Origin of the sequence: Bifidobacterium simiiventris (assembly GCF_019331715.1) — a bacterium.
Classification (GTDB): Bacteria; Actinomycetota; Actinomycetes; order Actinomycetales; family Bifidobacteriaceae; genus Bifidobacterium; species Bifidobacterium simiiventris.
Genome location: NZ_JAHBBG010000003.1, coordinates 184,090 through 202,205 on the forward strand (window position 1 = coordinate 184,090; position 18,116 = coordinate 202,205).

The 18,116-nt window shown below is 65.0% G+C and carries 13 protein-coding genes and 3 tRNA genes; 13 read left to right on the plus strand and 3 right to left on the minus strand.

Translation table 11 applies throughout. From position 1 onward, the window contains the following. Nucleotides 1-9 precede the first annotated feature (9 nt). Both KIH76_RS04915 and KIH76_RS04920 read left to right on the plus strand, forming a co-directional pair. On the plus strand, nt 10-3,615 hold the full coding sequence (locus tag KIH76_RS04915; protein WP_219069623.1) for a helicase: 3,606 nt from the start codon (nt 10-12) through the stop codon (nt 3,613-3,615). Next, nucleotides 3,612-3,821 (plus strand): hypothetical protein, encoded by a 210-nt coding sequence (locus KIH76_RS04920; protein WP_214372550.1) that lies wholly within the window; start codon nt 3,612-3,614, stop codon nt 3,819-3,821. The genes KIH76_RS04915 and KIH76_RS04920 overlap by 4 nt, the downstream gene beginning before the upstream one ends. 287 nt (nt 3,822-4,108) lie before the next feature. Here the strand turns inward: KIH76_RS04920 and KIH76_RS04925 are convergent, their stop codons facing one another. The 3 genes from KIH76_RS04925 to KIH76_RS04935 all read right to left on the minus strand — a co-directional run bounded on the left by KIH76_RS04925 (nt 4,109) and on the right by KIH76_RS04935 (nt 5,927). Continuing rightward, nucleotides 4,109-4,774 carry an SAF domain-containing protein gene (locus tag KIH76_RS04925; protein ID WP_219069625.1) on the minus strand — a complete coding sequence of 222 codons (666 nt, stop codon included), beginning with the start codon at nt 4,772-4,774 and terminating at the stop codon, nt 4,109-4,111. Nucleotides 4,775-4,870: 96 nt separating this feature from the next. Then, on the minus strand, nt 4,871-5,068 hold the full coding sequence (locus tag KIH76_RS04930) for an FmdB family zinc ribbon protein (RefSeq protein WP_214372548.1): 198 nt from the start codon (nt 5,066-5,068) through the stop codon (nt 4,871-4,873). Nucleotides 5,069-5,222: 154 nt separating this feature from the next. Beyond that, nucleotides 5,223-5,927: a 5-formyltetrahydrofolate cyclo-ligase gene (locus KIH76_RS04935; RefSeq protein WP_236036832.1), complete on the minus strand. Its 705-nt coding sequence runs from the start codon at nt 5,925-5,927 to the stop codon at nt 5,223-5,225. 66 nt (nt 5,928-5,993) lie between these two features. On the opposite strand from KIH76_RS04935, the gene KIH76_RS04940 reads away from it, so the two are divergent. From KIH76_RS04940 to KIH76_RS04990, 11 genes are all read left to right on the plus strand, one after another. Beyond that, the gene (locus tag KIH76_RS04940) at nt 5,994-6,686 is read left to right on the plus strand and encodes a GNAT family N-acetyltransferase (RefSeq protein ID WP_420829252.1); all 693 of its coding nucleotides are present in this window, start codon (nt 5,994-5,996) and stop codon (nt 6,684-6,686) included. A 90-nt stretch (nt 6,687-6,776) separates the two neighbouring features. Beyond that, a complete protein-coding gene (locus tag KIH76_RS04945; RefSeq protein ID WP_214372545.1) occupies nt 6,777-8,054 on the plus strand; it encodes a hypothetical protein in 1,278 nt (425 codons plus the stop codon). Between the two features lie 243 nt (nt 8,055-8,297). Beyond that, nucleotides 8,298-8,591 carry a co-chaperone GroES gene (groES, locus tag KIH76_RS04950; protein ID WP_094730336.1) on the plus strand — a complete coding sequence of 98 codons (294 nt, stop codon included), beginning with the start codon at nt 8,298-8,300 and terminating at the stop codon, nt 8,589-8,591. A 254-nt stretch (nt 8,592-8,845) separates the two neighbouring features. Beyond that, a complete protein-coding gene (locus tag KIH76_RS04955; protein ID WP_214372544.1) occupies nt 8,846-9,886 on the plus strand; it encodes an AAA family ATPase in 1,041 nt (346 codons plus the stop codon). A gap of 168 nt (nt 9,887-10,054) precedes the next feature. Next, nucleotides 10,055-14,524: a transglutaminaseTgpA domain-containing protein gene (locus KIH76_RS04960; protein ID WP_219069627.1), complete on the plus strand. Its 4,470-nt coding sequence runs from the start codon at nt 10,055-10,057 to the stop codon at nt 14,522-14,524. 113 nt (nt 14,525-14,637) lie between these two features. Beyond that, nucleotides 14,638-14,718: transfer RNA gene (locus KIH76_RS04965), tRNA-Tyr, on the plus strand. 1 nt (nt 14,719) lies between these two features. Further along, nucleotides 14,720-14,791, plus strand: a tRNA-Thr gene (locus tag KIH76_RS04970). 4 nt (nt 14,792-14,795) lie between these two features. Then, nucleotides 14,796-14,869: transfer RNA gene (locus KIH76_RS04975), tRNA-Met, on the plus strand. A gap of 50 nt (nt 14,870-14,919) precedes the next feature. Next, nucleotides 14,920-15,090, plus strand: coding sequence for a 50S ribosomal protein L33 (rpmG, locus tag KIH76_RS04980; RefSeq protein WP_152359166.1), 171 nt, complete (start codon nt 14,920-14,922; stop codon nt 15,088-15,090). A gap of 67 nt (nt 15,091-15,157) precedes the next feature. Further along, nucleotides 15,158-16,348 carry a UDP-N-acetylmuramate dehydrogenase gene (locus tag KIH76_RS04985; RefSeq protein ID WP_214372542.1) on the plus strand — a complete coding sequence of 397 codons (1,191 nt, stop codon included), beginning with the start codon at nt 15,158-15,160 and terminating at the stop codon, nt 16,346-16,348. Nucleotides 16,349-16,497: 149 nt separating this feature from the next. Then, entirely contained in the window at nt 16,498-18,018 is a 1,521-nt protein-coding gene (locus KIH76_RS04990; protein ID WP_219069777.1) for an amino acid permease, read from the plus strand. Nucleotides 18,019-18,116: the final 98 nt, after the last annotated feature.

Here is an 18,116-nt window from a genome sequence, read left to right on the forward strand (position 1 = left end):
CCATGATCCATGAGTGAGAACACCACGAACGCCGCGTTGGCCGACATCCGCGCCTGGCGTGAGCAGTACCGCGACGGGCTCGATCCCTCGCCGCTGGAGAACATCGGACAGCTCAACGTCAAGCTCGACCTGACGCATGCGCATCCCTCCGGCATCGCCCAGCTGTTCGCCAGTGGCCACGCCCCGATGGACGCGTTGTTCCGCGACACGGCCATGCGCCGCGCCGCCGGTCGCCGCATCGAACGCGTGCTGGACGACAAGGCCACGCGAGCACGCGTCAGCGGTGTATCCGAGCTCTCGCTCGCGGTCGGCGTGGCCGACTGGGACGGCAACCAGATGCCCGTCCTGCTGTATCCGGTCGACGTGACGCGCGACGAGAACGGCCTGCGTGCGACGATCCGCTTCACCGGACGGGTTGAACTCAATCCGGCGTTCGTCGCGGCGATGCGTGAGCACGGCGTGACGGTGAGCGCCGACGATCTGTTCGACGGCTCGCACTACGCGAACGGCACGCCCGACACCGCCGCGGTGTTCGGCGCGATCACCGACTTGGCGACCGTCGCGTTCCCCGACTTCACGATCGAGCGCCAGCTTGTCGTCGGCTGCTTCGTCGATCCCTCGTCGATGGTGCTTGCCGAAAGCCAGCGCATCATCGACCAGCTCGAACAGGGCCACAGCGGCAACCGCATGCTCGACGCACTCGCCGGATACGAGGACGCGACCGGTGAGCTCAACGGCGAGGCAATGCCCGATTACAGCCCGTTCGACGCCGATCCGCACACCGAATACGAGATCGGCGACGTCGACAACACAGTGCGGTACGCGGCGAACATGGCCGCGACCGGGCGCAGCCTGTTCGTCGACAGCGAGGTCGGCAAGGACAGTGCCGACCAGGCGGCCGCGATCGCGTCTCGCTGCGTGATGACCGGACGTACCGTGCTGTATGTGCCGTGCGTGGCCGATCAGAAACGCCGCTTCCAGCAGGCGGTGCGCGAAGGCGAGATGGGCGGGCAGATGCTCGACATCGCCGACGCGAAGGCCGCATCCGACATCGACCGCCAGCTCATCGCCGCGGTCGGCTTCCATCCGGGGGTCGCATCCTCTCGTTTCGACCAGCTTGCCGACGAACTCGTCGGTGTGCGCTCGCGTCTGACCCGATACCTCGGCGACCTGCACGGCACCAACGAGCAGTGGGGCGTCTCCGCATACCAGACCATCCAGAACCTCGCCAACATCGCCGCGCTGCCCACGCATCCGGCCACGCACGTGCGCCTGCAGCCGCAGGCCGCGCACTCGGTCGCCGCGAACCTGGACGAATGGGCCGGCAAGCTGCGCCGTGCCGCCGAGCTCGGCGAATTCACCATCGGACCGGAGGACACCGCATGGTTCAAGGCCTCGCTCAACAGCGAGGAAGAGGCGATCAACGCTTACCAACATGTGGTCGACCTGCTCAACAAGCTGCTGCCCGCCACGCGCGAACAGGTCACGTCCACCGTGCAGGCGTGCGGGTTCCCCGTGCCGAACACGGCGCGCGAATGGGGTCGGCAGGTCATGGTGCTTAAGAACCTGCGCCGCGTGCTCGACGTGTTCCAGCCCGAGATCTTCGAACGCGACATCGACTCGATGATCGAGGCGAGCAAGCCGAAGGCCGAACGCAAGGCCGAAGGCACGTCGATGGGCTTCTGGGAGCGTCGCCGCCACATCAAGGAGGCCAAGAGTCTGCTGCGCGTCGGCGCCCAGGTCGAGAACCTGCACGAGGCGCTCAAGGTCGTCTCCAAGCAGGCCGACCAGTGGCGCATGTTCGTGCCGCACGGCGGCTGGCCGGTGCTGCCGCCCAAGCTTGATTCGATCATCGAGACGCAGGAAGCCCTGTCGGCCGGCATGACCGCGCTTGACACGGTGCTGGCGACTACCCCGGCCGGCGGCAATATCGATGCGGTGGACTTCAACGACGTCGAGACGCGGCTCAAGGCGCTCTACGACGACCGTCACGCGCTCGACACCCTGCCGGAACGCTGCTGCCTGGAACAGGAGTTCCAGTCGGTCGGATTGACCGAGCTGGTCGACGACCTGCACAACCGTCGCGTCGGCGCGGATGCGGTCGCCGGCGAACTGCAGCTCGCATGGTGGACGACCGTGTTCGAGAACATCGTGCAGTCGTCCGCGATCATCTCGAACCAGGACGGTTCGGCCATGCAGGCCGCAGCCGACCGGTTCGCGCAGGTCGACGTCGAGCATGTGCGCTCGATCGGCCCGATGGTCGCGCAGGAATCCATGCGCAAACTGTCCGATCTGCTGTTCTCTCGTACACAGGAGGCGAACCAGCTGCATACGGTGCTCGCGGGATCGGCGTCGCGCGCCTCGTTCGCGCGCGTGCAGCGCGACTACGGACAGATTCTCGCCGCCGCCAAGCCCATTCTCATCGCGACCCCGTCCACGCTAGCCGCACTCACCGGCCCGGCCCCGGTCGCCGACGTCGTCATCATCGACGCCGGCGCGCATATGCCCTCCATCGAACTGCTTACGATCCTCGCCCGCGCCCGCAGCGTGGTCGTGCTCGCGCACCGCGCCACGGTCACGTCAGCGTCTCTCGCCAAGCTCATCGGGCTGCTGCCCGGGGTCGAGGCCGGCACGCATCCGGTGCGCCGCTCGCCCAAGCTCACCGCGTTCCTCGAGACGCACGGCTACGGCGAGGTGAGCCACGACGCGGCCACCGTGCAGGGGTACGTGCGATTCCATCCCGTCGACGGCAGCGGTGTGCCGGTGATGAGCTCCGGTCTGGTCGAATCCAGCCAGCAGGAGATCGAGGAAGTCGTGCGTCTCATCACTGAGCGCGCCGGCACCTTCACCATCGTGCCTGCAAGCTACGTGCTGACCGTTGTGAGCCTGACCGACACGTTCCGTTCACGGCTCGGCGCCGAACTGAAGACGCTGGCTTCGCGCGACAAGACGATGGGACGATTCCTGCGCCACGTACGCATCGTGAACATTACCGAGGTCGCCGGGGCACACGCCACCGACGCGATCGTCGCGATCAGCTACGCCAAGACCACGCACGGATGGCTGCTGCAGCAGTTCGGCACGCTGGAGATTGAGAACGGGCAGAACCTGCTGCTCGACGCGCTCGCGCTCGCCGACCGCAACGTGGACATCACCGCCGCGTTCACGGCGGCCGATCTGGACGAGGATCGCATTCACCAGAGCGGTCCGAAGATGCTCAAGGCCGTGCTTGAATGGGCCGGCCAGCTCACGCAGGATTCGGTCAGCGCCTCGCCGGCTCCGATCGACGGCAACGTGCTGTTCGACGATCTGGCTGAGAGACTGCGTATGCGCGGGCTGAACGTGGCCGTCAACTACGGGTTTGACCGTGGCCTGCGCATCCCGTTGGTCGTAGGTGTCAACGGCAAGCCGTTCGCGTTGGCCGTGCTGACCGACGATGTGCAGTTCATGAGCACCCAGTCCACGCGCGACCGTCACCGTCTCATGATGCAGAACCTGACGACGTTGGGATGGTCGGTCATGACCGTGTGGAGCGTTGCCGCGTTCGTCAACCCGGACAAGGAAGTCGACCGCATCGTCTCGCGCATCAGCGAACTGTACCAGGAGACGCGATGAACGATCAGCCCGCCTATGATCCCAATCGCCGCACCACGCGCAAGCACCGGCGTGTGGTGTTTCATGGCACCGAACTGTTCGACGCCGACGGCGTCAAGCTCGAACCCGGCGACATGACCACCGCCGCCCAGCGCGACGCCGACGACGACAAGCGCATCCTCGGAGAGCTGCCGCCGCATTGGGGTATCTTCAACGACAAGCGCTGAAGATACCCCAATGCGGCGGCCTTCGCGAGTTGCCTGTCTTGCAACTCGCTCACCTCGCCTACAGACAGTCCACTGGACTGTCTGTTTGACGGCTCGGCGCATTGGGACATCTTCAACGACAAGCGCTGAACATGCTATGGTATCGCCGTACCACGGCGATACCAGCCGGCGGAGCCTCAGCCCCTCGGCTGCAGGGGCTGTCCACTCTTGAGTTCTCAAACAACTGCTCGCCTCTCGCGGAGGGAGTTGGATTGGGACGCAGCGCGCAAGCGCGTCGCGCGACCTCGCTACCGCGTCACTGCCACGATGGCGCCGGCCTCCTGTGCGGCCATCACCCGCAACGCGTCCACGGCGCTCATGGCCAGCGGTGTCGTGGACACGGCCGCATAGCCGTTCGAGGTACGTCCTGCGCTCGTACCTAAACGCATCACCACGGCCCGTTCCACCAGCACACAGGCATCTGAACTCGGCCCGTCATCGGCCGCATCCGTACATCCCGTAGCCGAAGCCAACGCGATCTCATCACCGTTCATCAGCGCGTCCCCATCACTCGCCAGACGCACCTCCACCACGGTGAATCCGTCCGGTATCGTCGGCTGGTCGCGAATCATCGGACGGTACATCGGCTGTCCGGCGACGATGTCGACCTGCGCGATCCCACGCAGACCGTCCAACGAATCGAGCGCGTCCTCCAGCACAGCGCCATCGCCGATCGGCCATTCAGCCAATCGCAGCATACCGGTCTCGATCGCCGTGCCCCGCTCGATATCGACTGCGGCAACCACCACCGTGCGCGTGGCCACCGTCCCCAGCACGCACATCAGCGTGGCGAGCATCGTCAAACCGGCCGCGGCCGCACACGCGACCCGCCGCATCGCATACGTGAATCTGCGTCGTCGCAGACTCCTTGCCGGTCCGACCAAGCGGCCCAGCGAATCAAAAAAATCCGTCACCATCTCATGATGATGACGGATGCGAAATGCATTACGCAAGCCGAAACGGGGTATGTGGTCGAAAGGTCGAGTTATCCACATTCCGGCGTGTCGAGGTCACTTGGACTTGGAACCCGAACCGCTATCGGTGCGGTAGAATCCGCTGCCCTTGAACTCGATGGGTACGGCGGAGAACACCTTGCGCACCTGCTCCTTGCCGCACTGGGGGCAGACGGTGATCGGGTCGTCGCTGAACGACTGCTGCTCGGTGAAATCGTAGTTACAGCTCTTGCAACGGTAATGGTACGTAGGCACGGCTCTTCCTCCACGTCAAACGGTTCATCACGATACTCAACGAATCATTATCCTAATCGCAAGCCCGACAGCAGCGACAGAAGTTCTCGCATGGCTGGACATGGCCGCCGTGAACGCGCACACCGACGGGATTCGCCCGCCGCCGCACACGTTGTCAGCGCAACGTCAGCAGCCCGTCCGGCGTCAGCGCGGATTCGACCGGGATGTCGTGCGCCTCGCGGGGAAGCGGGCCCTCCACGACCTCCCAGGGCCAGCAGACCGTGACGGTGTGTGCGGCCGGATCAAGCCATTCGAGCGCACGATCGTACCAGCCGCCGCCGCGACCGAGTCGTGTGCCGGCATGATCGACCATGAGCGCGGGCAGGATGACCAGATCGGCGTCGCGCAATGCCTCCTTGCTGAATACGCGCGTATGCACCGGCTCGTCAGGACGCGTATGCTTACGCGGGGAGGACGCGAGACGATCAGACATGCCGCCTCTCGCCGGCGTCGCATCGCCGCCGACCGCGCGCAGATCATCCAGCGACGCCAGCTCGCCCCAGCCCACGTCCATGCCGCTGCCCAGCATCGGCACCAGCAGCCGCACGCCTCGCTCCAGCAACGCTTGCAGCAACGATTGCATCGGAATCTCGCTGCCCATCGACACATACGCGGCCACCGTGTTGCCCGCCCCATACTGTGCGATCAACGATTGCGAGACGGCCGCCAGCCGTTCGCCGGCCCGAGCGCGATCCTCGAGCGGCACCGACTTGCGTCGCGCGATCGCCGCCTTGCGCAACGCCCGCTTGCGTTCGGCCTCGCCGCTCATATCGTCCGCCGCACGGCCGATCCCGTCCGGCTGTATCCGCATGTTCTGCATACGCACGTTGTACCACACTGCACCATCGCACGCTCGCCGGCGATGTCATCGTGGCACAATGGGGGCGTGTCAGTTTTCCAATCGTTGCGGGCGGTTTTCCACCCCTCGGATGCGCCGGCGATCCGTATGCCCGCGCGGCTGCCCGAACGGCCGGTGATCGTCGCGTCGGGTGGCGTCGCCGCGCAGCCGCCGATTTACTTGCGCCCGCTGACCCTCGACGACGAGGACGAGTGGAACGCCGTTCGCTGGGACAATCGCGACTGGCTCGCCCCCTGGGATTCCGGCGACCCGACGCACGGCGCGCCGCTCACTTTCAACACGTGGATCCAACGTCAACGTCGCAGCGAGGAACAGGGTGCAGGCGCACTGTTCGGCATCATCCACAACGGCCGCATCGTCGGCCAGATCTCGCTCGGCGCGATCAGCTACGGTTCGATGCGCACCGGTGTCGTCGGCTACTGGGTGTCGCGGCAGGTCGCCGGCCACGGCTTCGCGCCGCTCGCGCTCGCCCTGCTCGCCGACTGGGCGCTCGCCGATCCGGACGGCCCGAGGCTGCACCGGCTCGAGATCGCGATCCTGCCCGAGAACTATCGTTCGCGCCGCGTGGTCGAGAAGATCGGCGCGCATCACGAGGGATTGCGCCCCAAATACATGTACATCAATGGTCGGTGGCGCGACCACGAAACGTACAGCCTGCTCGCCGAGGACGCGGGGGAGGGCTTCGCGGCCCGGCTGATGGCGGCTCGGCGGAGCGCGTGACCCGTCTGCTCGCGGCGCGTTTGCGACACGTTCACGACACGCCCGAGCGCAATTCTCGATTTGTGCCCGGCCTCTCCTATTCTTAAGGGCATGGGTTACGAGTCGTTAAGTGCTGTGGTGGTACTGGCGATATTCGTAATCATCATGGTTGGCTGGCTGCCTGTGCGGACGGCCAAAGGCATGAGAAAAGTGGCGGAGCACCGTGAGGACAAGTACTCGTCGTCGCTGCACCTGATCAGTGCAAACGATGGCACGCGGTTCTGTGACGAGCACACGCCGCAGGCGAAAGGGATTATTATGCAGTCTGACCCGAAATACACGGCGGAACGTGTCGCCCGTGTGCGGCAGCTTCGTCGCGCAGCGATTCGTCGTCGCCGTATGCTTGTCGTGTCGCTGCTGGCCATCACCGTCGTGGTGCTCGCCATCGCTTTCCCGCTCAAGTTCAGCCCGTTGTTCGCGTTGATCCCGTTCACCCTGACGTTGGTGGTGGTCGCGTTGGGCGCCCGCGCCGCGGCTCAGGCCCGCGCATGGGAGCGCAAGGTCGCCGCCTCGCGTGCACAGACCAGAAAAGCCAAGAAGACGCCGGCGCAGACGGTAGTTGAATCCGCGGCGCAAGCTGCCCGGCAGATCCATGATGTGAAGCCGGCCAGCGGTGCGGCCTCGGTTGACGGTGCGGTTCAGACCCGCGTGGACGAACCGGACACGCATGTGATGGAACAGCGCGAGATCAGGCGAGCCTTGGAACAGGCACGTCGCGAACAGGCGCAGGCGTTCGCCGAGCGCGAGGCCCGTCGCCGGAACGAGGAACGGGCAGCCGCTCAGGTTGCAACCGAGCCGGTGCGGGAATCCTCCGACCCGTCCCAGGCCACTATCGCCGACGAGCTGCCGGTCGATTCCGTCGCGGAATCAGCCCAGGTCGTCTCGACGAGCGAATCCGTCCAATCCGATGAGCAGGTGCCGGACGAGACGAGCGAACTGGCCCATGTGAGCCCGTCCCGCGCGCTCGATGCGTTCGACATGGCGTCCGGACAGGATCTGATCTCGTTCTCGCTGGGTACGCCGCGCAACGGCGTGGACGTGTCCGTCCCCGCGCCGGAAAGTTTGGAGATCAAGTCGGCCAAGCAGGTCGCCAAGGCCGTGCCGGTCGAGCAGAACGCGGCCGAGTCCGTCGCCGAGCCGGCAGTCGAACCGACCGAAGACGCCACACCGGCCGATGATGCGACCAAGTCTGATCAGACCGCCGAAACGGTCAACGACACGGCCGCCTTCCACGCTTCGGAAGAACAGGGTGCGGTCGACGCACCCGAGGCGACGTCCGACTCGCTGGGCAACGGTCTCGAGGCGATCCTCGCTCGCCGATCTGTCTGACCGCACGAGGCCGGCCATACGAGGCCGACACCGCAGCACATGAGGCTCCCGAACGGGAGCCTTTCGCCGTTTCCGGGGCGTTTCACTCTCAGCGTTAGCACTCGAGTTGGCAGAGTGCTAAAAACCGCGCTACGATGTGTAGCAGCGCAAAGGAGAAGCGCGGCGGGTGATCGTCAGCCTCTCGCCTCACGGTTCTCTGGCGCGGACATACTGGTTTTTACTAGATATACGAGGTGACCTACAGTGTCGATCAAGCTCACACCGTTGGAAGACAAGATCATCGTCAAGCAGGCTGAGGCCGAGACCAAGACCGCTTCCGGTCTGTACATCCCGGACAACGCCAAGGAGAAGCCGCAGCAGGGCGAAGTCCTGGCTGTCGGCCCGGGCCGCCGCGACGACAAGGGCGAGCGCATCCCGATGGACGTCAAGGTCGGCGACAAGGTGCTGTACTCCAAGTACGGCGGCACCGAAGTCCACTACGAGGGCGAGGACTACCTGATCGTCTCCGCTCGCGACATTCTCGCCATCCTCGGCTGAGATACGTGCGCACAGCGCGGTATCGTATCTGATCCCGTTCGGCATTCCGCCGGGCGGGATTTTTGTATGCGCTGGGAGTGATGTGGCGTTTCCGTGCGCGGCGGTTTTCGCTCGCTCAGTGGTGTCTCAACAAGCGTTTTCCGCCACGTGGGAACAGTTGTGGCGGTTGTGTCGCGTATGGTCTGCCGGCAGCGAAACGCTGCATCCTCACTGCTAAGCTGGACAGCGGATAATCGATGTTGATTGGGGGACTTATGCAGGGTGGCGCACAGGCCGATACGGTTGATCGGCGGAACGATCTCGACAATCCAGCTGCCACCGATGCCGTGGCGTCGTCGACCGGCGCAACGCCGTCGACCACCATCGCCGCGCTGTCCGAGGCGCTCGCCGGCGTGCTTTCATGCTCCCGCGAGGTCATCGACCTGGCCATCACCACGTTCGTCGCTGGTGGTCACCTGCTGCTCGAGGACGTGCCCGGCGTCGGCAAGACCACGCTCGCCCGTGCGATGAGCATCGCGATCGGCGGCGAATCGCGCCGCATCCAGTTCACTCCCGACCTGCTGCCGTCCGATCTGACCGGCGTGAGCGTCTATTCGCAAGGAACCGGCCGTTTCGACTTCCATCCCGGCCCGCTGTTCGCGAACATCGTCATCGCCGACGAGGTGAACCGCGCGAACCCGAAGGCTCAATCGGCCATGCTCGAGGCGATGGGCGAGCGCCAGATCAGCGTCGACGGGTCCACGCACGAGCTGCCCGATCCATATTTCGTCGTCGCCACGCAGAATCCGATCGAGCTCGAAGGCACCTACCCGCTGCCTGAGGCGCAGCTCGACCGCTTCATGGCGTGCACGAGCTTCGGCTATCCGAGCGCCGCCGCCGAATCCGCGATGCTCACCGGATCGCACATGCTGCGTCCGTTGGAGGGACTCGCGCAGGTCTGCTCGACCGACGACGTGCTCGCGATCCGCCACGCCGCCGAACAGGTGACCGTAAGCGCCGCCGTGGCCGACTACATCGTCACGCTGGTCTCGGCCACACGCACGATGGACGGCGTCAAATACGGTGCGTCGCCGCGTGGCAGCCTCCATCTGGCCGCGATGTCGCGGGCCCGTGCGATCGCCGCCGGGCGTTCGTTCGTGACCCCCGACGATGTGCAGGCGCTCGCCGTACCCGTGCTCGCACACCGTCTGGTGCTCGACAACGCCGGCTACGGGTTCTCCTCGATGGAACGTGCGCGCCGACTCGTCGCCGATCTGGTCGGCACGGTCGCGGTGCCGCGTCCTGATCGGCTCTGACGGCGGGAGCAGACCATGCAGCGCACCCGACAGTCTCATCGTCGTGCCCGTTCGCGGTCCCGTCAGCGGTTGTTCGGACGACATCCCCGCCATTGGCGCACGCACGGTACGATCCGGCCTAGCGTGGCCGGCGTCGCCGCGGTCGTGTTTGCCGCCGGATTCCTGTTTATGGGGTTGCTGCTGGATGACCGTGCGCTCATGGCCGCCGCGGTTGCGGTCGCGGTGACGTTCGGCTGTTCGCTGATCCTTGCCGTTACGCAATGGCGGCTTGTCGGGCGGTACGGCGTCGCACTGATCGACGAGCGTCGCGGGCTTGTCGACGTGCCGCAATCGGCCCCGCGGCTCGCACGAGTGCTGTTGCCGCGCGCGATGCGCGTCCGCAGCCAGTACGAGCGACTTGATCAGGACGGTGGCGTTGTCGCCCGCATGGTTGGCGATATCGGCTCGTCGCGCGGCCTGTACCGTCGCGCGGCCATATTCGCACGCTGGCATGACCCGTTCGGCCTGTGGTCGGCATCGCGCCTGCTGCCCGACCGCGACGAGCGGATCGTACTGCCCGACGTGCCCACGCAGCCGGCATCCGGTCAGCGCATGGCCGACCAACGATTGCAGGGGCTGACGCAGTCCGAGAACACGGGCGGCGTGCGTGCGTACACGCCAGGAGACCCGCCGAAACTCATCTCGTGGAAGGCCACTGCACATCGCGGCGAGCTCATGACCCGCGAAACCGGTCGTGACATACGCGTCTCCACGATCGTCATGCTTGACGCAAGATCGGCGGGGATAACGGACGCGCAGATCGACGCGCAGGTCGAACAAGTGCTGCCGTTGCTGGAATCGACGTCGATGGATTGCCGACTGATCGTGACGGACGGCATACGATTCGCGGATGATGCCGAGGATTGCGCGCGACTGTTGGCCGCGATGTCACCGATCTCGACGGACGGGAGTGTGACGGCCGATGATGCGGCCAGGCAGACGCAGCCCGACAAAACGCAGGATTCCGCCGCGACTGATGTTGCTGCGACGGATGCTCCGCAGATGGGCGCCGCGCCCGACCGGCTCGCCGCACACGTGGCTGAAATCGCGATGCGGCAGACTGGTGCGGTCGGCGTGCGGCTGCTCACGCCACATCCGCAGGGAGAGCTGGCCACGGCCCTGCGCCAGGCCGTTGGAACTGATCATCTGCGCGTCATCGAAACCGCCGCCGCTCCCGTTATTCCGGAGCGGAAGATTGCTCGACTCGCTTCGCTCGCTCGGAATGACAGGGGAAGAGCGGTTGCGTCCGTTCGAAATGACAAGAGAACGGCTCTCGTCTCCCGCGCTCTCACTGCAGCCGCCCTGCTGGTCTTCTGCGAGCTGTCGGTCGTCTCGCTCACCGGACTGGTCGCCGCCACCGGATACTGGCCGTGGTTCGCGCTCGCCGCGCTCGCGGTCGTCGCCGTCGAATCGAACGTTCCCTCGCGATCCCGACTGCGCTACGCCGTCCGCGCCGCATCCGTCATCATCGCGACCCTCGTTGCTGCCGTGACTCTCGTCGTCGTCCGCATCCACGACATAACGCAACTGTGGTTGTTCGACTCCGCCGCATTCCGTCGGGTCAATGCGGAAGCCGCGACCCTGGCCGCGCGCAACGCCACCGGAACGGTCACCAGTGTCCAACGAGTCACACCGCTCGGCGTCGTGCGGGACGTGTTCGAACGCGGCTTCGACTCGCTCGATTCGCAGCTGCCGCCGCTCACCGTCGACGAATACGGTGACATCATCCTGATCCTCGCGGTCGCCGTCGTCGTCATCGTCATCCGCCTGATCCTGGTCGCGCGCCGCACGGCCCCGGCGTTCGCCGTCCTGCCGGTCATCGTGCTCGCGTCGAACTATGCGCTCATCGGACGGCAGACCGACTGGTGGCAGATCGCGCTGATCATACCCATGTTCCTGATCGCGCTCTGGCAGACCCGGCCCGAGCGAACGTTCGCACCCACGCCCGCCGCTGTCACCGCGCTCGTCACCGCCGTCACGCTCGCCCTGACCACGCCCGCCGTCAGCCTGGCCGAAGCCGTGCCCATGTCGTTCGGCGACTCGACCGGCTTGCTCTCGGCGAATACGATCAATCCGATGGTCGACCTCAAACGTTCGCTCCAGGCCGGCTCCGACTCCATCGTGCTCACCTACCGCGCGACGAAACGCACCTACCTGCGCATGACCACGCTCGACGGCTTCAACGGCGACACGTGGAGCTTCGACGAGGCGCTCGCCAAGGACGCGAACCTGTACGGTTCCGGCATCCAACTCGGCCTCGACTCGAGCAACATGATGTCGGACGACGACCGGTATCGCAACGCTGACGATCCACTCTCGTACTACCTGTACATGGGCTATCTCGGCATGTACGGATCGACCGCAGACAGTGCGGGCACTGGCGCGATCGGCTCCTACGAATACGATCCCACCGGCTCCGGGTATGGTGCGGGCTCCGGATCCGGCGTGGGCGTCGGCGCCGGTTCGGGTTCCGGTGCCTCGGACGGCGGGGAAGCCGCCATGTTCTTCGGATCCTCGGAATACACCGACATGGCCAGCATCACCATCGAAACGCTCAGCTCCCGTTTCCTGCCCGTGCCAGGTGTCACCAACTCGCTGATGAACGGCATCGGCGGGCTCGGATCCGACTGGGATCAGGCCGGTTCCACGATCTACAGCCGCATGGCCACCACCACGCAGGACATGCACTACCGTGCGCTCGGCATCGGCCTGCAACCGATCTCATCAACCAGCGGATTCACGCGGATCGGCGACGTTCATGACATCCAGCAGCAGATAGAAAAGACGGCGCAGGACAACACGGTCCCGTGGTCGCAGCGCACCGCCGCACGCGAACAGGCCATTGAAGACGGACTGGCCGAACGACACGGTCAATGGCTCGTCATGCCGCTTGAGGTTCACTCCTCCGGCACCGCCGCCAACGTGGCGGAGGTCGGGGATTCGGTGACCGACAAGCAGGGCAACCCCGTCGCCAGCGTGTCGGGAATCTCCGGATACATCGGCCGCAACGGCGCGACTCCGACACCCACGTATTCGCTGGAACTGAGCGATTCTTTCCTGACGGACTACGGCATCGGATCGGATGAGACGGTCGGCATCATGTTTTCGGAAGGTGGCGGCATCGCGCTGGCAATGACGGTCGACGAGCCGGACAACACGGAGGCCGATGCGGACAGTTCCTCGGATGACGACGTACAGGCCGGCGATGCGGATGGTGCGCTGGATGGCGGGGCGAATACCATCGAGGGCCGGTCCACGATGCGCTGGAGGGAGCTCATCCAGCTGTACAAAGAGCTTGGGTACGAAATGTTGTCCAGCAGCAGCAACGCGCCGAGACAGGCCGAGTACGCCAGATCGGCACTCAGCACCGTGCAGGCGATGGACCGGAACACCGCGTCGAACTATCGCACGCTGCCCGACGACCTGCCCGCGAACGTGACCGCACTCGTCAAGCAGGCCAAGGCGGACGGTGTGGCGACCGATGGCGACGGCTACGACCATCAGATCGCGGCGATGCGTTGGCTGGTCGACTACTTCACCGATCCGGCCAACGGTTTCGTGTATTCGCTCAACTCGCCCGACGGCAACGGTCGGTCGAACCTCGACGTGATCAACAGCTTCCTCGATTCGAAGTCCGGCTACTGCACGCACTACGCGTCGGCGCTCGCCGTGCTGGGCCGGGCGATGGGCGTGCCGACGCGCATGGTGATGGGCTACAACGCGGGCGTCGAGAAGGCGAACGCGGACGGCGAGTTCGAGGTGGCGGCCAAACAGCTGCATGCGTGGGTCGACGCGTACATCGACGGGGTCGGCTGGGTGCCGTTCGACGTGACGCCCGCGACCGTCGACAACGGCAGCGCGTCGCAGGACGGCACGACCTCGGCCGGCGCGACCGGCAGCGCCGGGGATTCGGTCACGACGACGATCACGCCGGACTCGACCGGTGCCGATACGAACGGTGGTGGTGCGGATGCGACGGATCCGAACGCATCCGACACGCAGGATGATACGAATGCCGACGGTTCGCAGTCCGGTACCACACAGCAGTCCGGTTCGGCCGTAACCGGTGCGCAGCAGGCTCGGCCGTGGTGGAACCGGCTGGAACTGCCGAAATGGCTGGCGATCGCGCTGTGGGTGGTACTCGGCGTGACCGTGTTGGCCGGGCTGGCGGCGGTTCCGTCGATCGTGCGGGCATTGAGAAGACGCAGGAGACTGCGGCTGATCGCCGGCATCGGCGCTGTCTCAGACTCCGGCAGGAACGCCGGCGATGACGGCGATGCCCGCGCATGGCTGGCCGCATGGTCGGAGATCTGCGATACGGCATGGGACGCCGGCATCCGCTGGCGGCCGTCCGACACCGAACGCGCGATCGCCGAGCGAATCGCCGATGCGATCGGTACCGCCCAGCCGCTCACCGGCATCGCCGATCAAGCAACCGCCATCGCGTTCGGCGTGTCGCCGCAGCCTGTCGCGTCGGCAGGTGGCTTGCACGAGTCGGTCATTGCCGTACTGGCCGACCTGAAGACCGTCCGAAACCGTCTTCCGATCCATATCCGGGCAAAGTTTCTTCTCCTGCCTCCCTCGTTGTTTCATCGGTAAAACCGTTGCAATGACTGGGGACACGCCGTAAGACGCGTGGACTTGCGTTCGGCGCTGAGTCATGGCATATTATTCGAGTTGCCGATTGCGGCCCCGGTCGCTTGAGACAACATGGCGGATTTCCCAAGCGGTCAAAGGGAACTGACTGTAAATCAGTCGCTTCGGCTTCAGTGGTTCGAATCCACTATCCGCCACGCCCCGATAGCTCAGTGGTAGAGCACTTCCTTGGTAAGGAAGAGGTCGTGAGTCCAATTCTCACTCGGGGCTCTCTGGCGGGATAGCTCAGCTGGCTAGAGCGTACGACTCATAATCGTAAGGTCAAGAGTTCGAGTCTCTTTCTCGCTACAAATATCGGCGGAACTGCCGATGGACAACGAACACAAGAGGTGAACCAAATGGCAAGCAAGAGCGCCGAGATCCGTCCGGGCATCACGCTGGCATGCACCGAGTGCAAGGAGCGTAACTACATCACGACCAAGAACCGTCGTAACACGCCGGATCGTCTTGAGCTGAAGAAGTTCTGCCCGCGCTGCGGCAAGCAGACCGTGCACCGCGAGACTCGCTGAGCCGGTTCCGCATCAAGCTTTCAAACCCGACCTTCACCGGTCGGGTTTTTTGTTTATGCTGACACACATGACTTCTTTTGCGGATATCACCACTATCGGTGTCGGCGGTAAGATCACCCGTTTTGTCGAGCCCACGTCGCGCGTCGGCGTCATCGAAGCCGTCGAGGACGCGGATTCGCGCGGATTGCCGCTGTGCGTCATCGGCGGCGGCTCCAACATGCTCGTCGCCGACGCGCCGTTCGACGGTGTGGTCGTGCGTGATGCGCGCCGTCGCATCACCGTGCCGGACGAGGCCGCCCCGGTCGAGAACGGCGAGCGCATCGTTCACGTCAATGCGGAAGCCGGCTGCAACTGGGACGATTTCGTCGCGTTCACCGTCGAACTTGGACTTGAGGGCGTTGAGGGGCTGTCCGGCATTCCCGGCACGGTCGGCGCGTCAGTCGTGCAGAACATCGGCGCATACGGCCAGGAGGTCGCCACAACGGTCGAATCCGTGGAGGTCTGGGATCGTGCGGACAAGAAAACGCTCGATATCCCGGCTGTGGACATGGGCTTCGGCTATCGCATGAGCCGGCTCAAGGCGAGCATGTACGCGGCTCCGGCGACGCCGGCGGCCGAGTTTTTCCCGTCTCCGCGCTATATCGTGTTGTCGGTCACGTTCGCGCTTCGGCACAGCGCGACCGGCACGGTCGGCTATGGTCAGCTCGCCAAGGCGCTCGGCGTCGAGGTGGGCGACCGCATGGAGACGAAGGCGATCCGCAACGCGGTGCTCAAGGTCCGTGCGGCCAAGGGCATGCTTGAGGATGCGGGCCGGTACGCGAATCCGGCGATGGCCGGTACGAAGCGTGACGATCAGATCGAGATCGCGCAACGCGCGCAGGAATCCACCCCCGATTACAACCGTCACAGCTGCGGCAGCTTCTTCATGAACCCGATTCTGACCGACGACGCGGCGGCCGTGCTCCCCGAAGACGCGCCGCGGTTCGACGCGACGCTGCCGGACGGCACCCCTGGTGTCAAGACGTCTGCCGCATGGCTCATCGATCACGCCGGCTTCCACAAGGGATTCGCGATCGGCGACGGGGCTGCGGCCACCGCCAGCCTGTCCACGTTGCACACGCTGGCTCTGACCAACCGCGGCAACGCGACCGCAGCCGATATCGCAGACCTCGCGCGCTCCGTGCAGGACGGTGTCGAGGCCGCGTTCGGCGTCCGTCTCGTCCCCGAGCCGGTCGTCGTCGGCCTTGATCTGCGGTAGGAGTATGCCTCTCGGCTTGCGGATTGCCCGGAGTGCCGATGAGATTCGTTCTTGCGCGATGTAACACGCTTCGCTTATGCTCGAGTGTTGATAATCACACGACCACCAGTCGAAACGACGCCGACAGAGAAGAGGCGAAGCGCATGTCCATGCACATATTCCGCACGAAATCAGTCGAGCAAACCATCGCCGAAACCGGCGAGGAGGGCCGCTCGCTCAAACGTAATCTCACATGGTGGGATCTGTCCATCATGGGTGTTGCCGTCGCGGTCGGCGCGGGCATCTTCTCGGTCGGTGCACAGGCCGCCGCGTTCCACGCCGGCCCGGCCGTCATCATCAGCTTCCTGATCGCCGGCATCGTGTGCGGCGCGGCCGTCATGTGCTACGCCGAATTCGCGTCCATGATCCCGGTCGCCGGCTCCGCGTACACGTTCACCTACACCACGGTCGGCGAGATCATGGCATGGGTGATCGGCTGGGACCTCATCCTCGAAATGCTCATGGCCGGATCGGTCATCAGCAAATACTGGGGCGTCTACCTCAACGACTTCATGCGGCTCATGGGATGGAACGCGAACACGAACCTCACGTTCGGCTCGTTCCACATCGATATCGCGCCGATCATCATCGTCGCGTTCTTCACCACGCTGCTCGTGTTCGGTACGAAGATCGGCGCGCGCGTCGACGGCGCGATGACCGTGCTCAAGATCGCCATCGTCTTCTTCGTCGTCATCGTCGGCTTCTTCTACGTCAAGGCGTCCAACTTCACGCCGTTCATCCCGCCGTCCGAACCGGCGTCCGCCGTGTCCGGCTCGATGGTCACCGGCGAGATGACCCAGCCGTTGTGGCAGTTCCTCACCGGCATGACGCCGAGCGTGTACGGCGTGCCTGGCATCCTGTCGGGCGCGGCGCTCGTGTTCTTCGCGTTCATCGGCTTCGACGTGGTTGCCACCGCGTCCGAGGAGACTATCAATCCGAAGAAGAACGTGCCGCTGGGCATCGGCGTGGGCATGGCGCTGATCATCATCATGTACATGCTCGTCGCGATCGTGACCACCGGCATGGTCTCGTACAAGGATCTCGCCGCGCAGGACAGCCCGTCGCTGGCCACCGCGTTCGAACTGGTGGGCGCGAACTGGGCCGCGAAGATCATCAGCTTCGGCATCGTGCTGGGACTTGCGACCGTGGTGATGGTGCTGCTGCTGGGATTGACCCGCGTCGTGTTCGCGATGAGCCGCGACGGTCTGCTGCCGCGAGGACTCTCGAAGACCGGCAAGCACGGCACGCCGGCCGCATTGCAGATCTGCGTCGGCGTCGTGGTCGCGCTGGTCGCCGCGTTCTTCGACATCGGCGTATTGAGCGACATGGTGAACATCGGCACGCTGTCGGCGTTCACGCTGGTCGCGATCTCCATCCCGATCATGCGCAAGAAGCGTCCGGAGCTGCCGCGCGCGTTCAAGATGCCGGGCAACCCATGGGTGCCGATCCTGATCGCGCTCGCGAACCTGTGGCTGATGCTGAACCTGTCGGTGCTCACATGGATCCGGTTCGTGGTGTGGCTGATCGTCGGTTTCTGCGTGTACTTCGGCTACAGCTACCGTCACGCGCGTCTCGGCACCGGCGAGCTGGATGCCGAACTGGACGAGGGAAGTCTCGCCGCCAACGCATGATCCGGACACTGCGGCGGACGTTGGTTGCCGTCGGTCGGTCGGTCCGGGGCGTCCGAAGTGTGGACTACTCTGGAGTGAGCTTAAACGAAGGAGAAACC

Excerpts from the sequence above, each read along its gene's own strand:
- KIH76_RS04915 (WP_219069623.1), top strand. The coding sequence starts at position 10 with ATGAGTGAGAACACCACGAACGCCGCGTTGGCCGACATCCGCGCCTGG.
- KIH76_RS04920 (WP_214372550.1), top strand. The coding sequence starts at position 3,612 with ATGAACGATCAGCCCGCCTATGATCCCAATCGCCGCACCACGCGCAAG.
- KIH76_RS04935 (WP_236036832.1), bottom strand. The coding sequence starts at position 5,927 with ATGCAGAACATGCGGATACAGCCGGACGGGATCGGCCGTGCGGCGGAC.
- KIH76_RS04945 (WP_214372545.1), top strand. The coding sequence starts at position 6,777 with ATGGGTTACGAGTCGTTAAGTGCTGTGGTGGTACTGGCGATATTCGTA.
- KIH76_RS04955 (WP_214372544.1), top strand. The coding sequence starts at position 8,846 with ATGCAGGGTGGCGCACAGGCCGATACGGTTGATCGGCGGAACGATCTC.
- KIH76_RS04960 (WP_219069627.1), top strand. The coding sequence starts at position 10,055 with ATGGGGTTGCTGCTGGATGACCGTGCGCTCATGGCCGCCGCGGTTGCG.
- rpmG (WP_152359166.1), top strand. The coding sequence starts at position 14,920 with ATGGCAAGCAAGAGCGCCGAGATCCGTCCGGGCATCACGCTGGCATGC.
- KIH76_RS04985 (WP_214372542.1), top strand. The coding sequence starts at position 15,158 with ATGACTTCTTTTGCGGATATCACCACTATCGGTGTCGGCGGTAAGATC.
- KIH76_RS04990 (WP_219069777.1), top strand. The coding sequence starts at position 16,498 with ATGCACATATTCCGCACGAAATCAGTCGAGCAAACCATCGCCGAAACC.